Genomic DNA, 2,796 nt, shown 5'->3' on the forward strand with positions numbered 1-2,796 from the left:
TCATTCTCTCCTGGCGCGGTGGCTCTAGTTCTTCTTTTGCCACCGTTCTCATCTTTGGTTAGTCTAAACTACAATGATTGGGAGAACCTCTAATTTGTGGAATGGTGTAGAAAAGGATGTTGCAGTGCTAGGAATGGGTCGTCGTCCACTCATAGGGACTGCACTACTTGAAGATTGTCATCTCAGTAGAGACTTCTGTGATGGTGGTACGGTTCTTGTCGATGATATTTTGCGATCGTGAGTGAGGAGGAATTTGATTATAATTTTGGGTGCGATGATCGCTATTTGATTACCAATAGATATTGCGATCCCGCTTCTTCTGCTACTTATGAATCTTGAATTTAATTTGAATTAATCAATTCTAGTAAACTTAATACCCCAAGCAGTAAATGTATTTGCATCTACAATACTTAGTTGATTTTCAGCAGAGCAACAAGCTGGTCTATCTGGAGAACCCGTCTTAAAAGTTACAGAAAAAGAACTACCCTTTGATACAGATTGGGGAATTGTTCCTTGAAAAGTTATATTACCTGCTGGTACACAGTTATCACCTGTGATTTTTTTGGCAACTAGAGAACTACCTCTAACAGAAATTTGTACTTTTTCTGTTAATCCTCCTGTTTCACAAGTGTAACCATTTGCTGTCCATGTACCTACAAACATTTTACGCCAATATTCATCTCTAATTTTTTCTGTGAAGTTCTGGCAGTTATGTCCAATTCCCACGTATTTACCATCTTTTTGAACTGTTTGAAGTACACATCGATCAGGAAGAATTGCAGTAGAACCACTCAAAACTAAACGCACAATATTAGAATTATATTTCTCATTACGATCAATTGGCACGAAATTATCTACGTTACTCCCGTTAGGTTCTTTTCCACTGTCAAGTGATTTTTTGGAGTATTGGAACCTTCCATCTGGACCAAAACCAATGTTATCTACAATCTCGCCATTATCGCAGAAGAAGATATGTTCGTGAGAAAGTTGTATATTTGCAATATCTTGTCCTGGTAATATATCTCCACCTGGTCTCCTTAGCTCTGGAGGAAGCCAGTAATTCACTAAACCCTGAAGATCCCACGCACCGAACAACAGAGGATGTTGAGCGAAGACTGCATACTTGCCACTATGGAGGCATACTCTTTCGGATGCAAGGGAGCGTGCTTCGACTGTACTTGAAAAGAACAGAGGAGATAAAAAGCCGAGTGTGGTCGCAATAATAGCTAATTTTTTCATAATGTTATTTCTCCTGACTATACTCATCATTCACAGAAAATCATCGGCAACTTTGGCTATTTTTATCAAGAAATTTCTAATCGTGTTTTAATTAACTCTAGCTAAGAGATAGTTAATATTTTTTGGGATTTTTTTCCTTTTAGTTAATCCCGCTAGTTTTGTATTCCCTAATTTTATTTGGTACATTTTACCTTTGACAACACAAAACCGTAGCATTCAGCACCCAATTTTTCTAACCATCCCGAACCAATTTAGTAGAATCTGGTACAATTCAGTTGACAATGTAGGATTTGGTAGAATATAGTACACTAAACCTCGCTCAACGCTGACGTATGAATGTTGAAGATGTTGTACAATGGATGAATAATTCGATTTTTGATAAAACAGGAGAACATCTCACACCCCTACAGGAAGCAATATTAACGGGTGTTTGGCAAAGACAGAAATATCCTCAAATAGCTAAAGAGTTTAATTGTAGCGAATCTCACGTTAAAAAAGAAGCGGCTAAGTTATGGGAAAAGTTGCGTGAGGAATTAGGAGAAGACCTTAATAAATTTAATTTTCGTTCCAAGTTAGAGAAAAAACATAGGGTTTCTCAAAATTCCAAATCAGGTCACTGTTTATTACAAGTTGATAATATTAATATTGGCGGTCAATTTATACAAACTATTAAAGATACACAAACGCGATCGCCCTCACCCCCAGACTCTCCCCAAAATCAAGCCCGATCGCCCATAATCGATTTAACAGACGCACCCGAACTCCGTTACTTTTACGATCGCACCTCAGAACTCTCCACCCTCAAACAATGGATTTTGGAAGCCCACACCCGCTTGATTACCATCTACGGCTTAAGCGGAATTGGCAAAAGCGCGATCGCCCTCAAACTCATCGAACAAATTCAAACTCAATTTGATTATATTATTTGGTTAAGCCTCGCTGACACACCCACACTTTCAACCCTCCAAACCGAACTCAAGCAATTTTTTGGGCGATCGCCACAACCCCCATTACCCACAATCATCGATTATTTTCGATCTTCTCGCTGTTTAGTAATCCTTGATGACGTAGAAAATATTTTTAAAAGCAGTCAATTAGCAGGTCAATATTTAGCAGGCTATGAAGACTATGGCAAATTTTTCAAACAAATTGCCACATCCTCTCATCAGAGTTGTTTAATTATCCTCAGTTGGGAACAAGCCAGAGAACTTACTGCTTTAGAAGCACTAAATCGACCTGCACGAACTTTACACCTCAAAGGGTTAGGGGAAGAATCGGCAGAAATTCTCCGATAAAAAGGATTAGCAGATGAGCAAAAATGGTCAGACTTGATCGCCCTTTATCAAGGTCATCCTTCCTGGTTAAATATCATAGCTTCAACAATTTTAGAATTCTTTGACGGTAGCGCTTCCCGGTTTTTAACAGATAATAATTATATTTATTTAGGTGACTTAGAAACGATTTTAGAATCTCACTTAGAGCTGTAGTTTAGACTAAAAAATGAGCGCAGCTAAAAGTAGCTACCTTTGAATCTTAGGCAAGCTGTTGCTCACAAAC

At 38.4% G+C, this 2,796-nt stretch carries 3 protein-coding genes; 2 read left to right on the top strand and 1 reads right to left on the bottom strand.

Annotated features, from left to right (window positions below; translation table 11 throughout):
- Positions 1-73 precede the first annotated feature (73 nt).
- On the top strand, positions 74-241 hold the full coding sequence (locus QUB06_RS34300; RefSeq protein WP_333439265.1) for a hypothetical protein: 168 nt from the start codon (positions 74-76) through the stop codon (positions 239-241).
- 110 nt (positions 242-351) lie between these two features.
- Here QUB06_RS34300 and QUB06_RS34305 read toward each other — a convergent pair whose 3' ends face one another.
- On the bottom strand, positions 352-1,239 hold the full coding sequence (locus QUB06_RS34305) for a hypothetical protein (protein ID WP_333439267.1): 888 nt from the start codon (positions 1,237-1,239) through the stop codon (positions 352-354).
- A gap of 332 nt (positions 1,240-1,571) precedes the next feature.
- Here QUB06_RS34305 and QUB06_RS34310 point away from each other — a divergent pair, with 332 nt between their 5' ends.
- Positions 1,572-2,534, top strand: a complete 963-nt coding sequence (locus QUB06_RS34310) for an ATP-binding protein (protein WP_333439268.1) — start codon at positions 1,572-1,574, stop codon at positions 2,532-2,534.
- Positions 2,535-2,796 lie beyond the last annotated feature (262 nt).

The sequence above is a fragment of the Microcoleus sp. D2_18a_D3 genome (assembly GCF_036702455.1).
Classification (GTDB): Bacteria; Cyanobacteriota; Cyanobacteriia; order Cyanobacteriales; family Microcoleaceae; genus Microcoleus.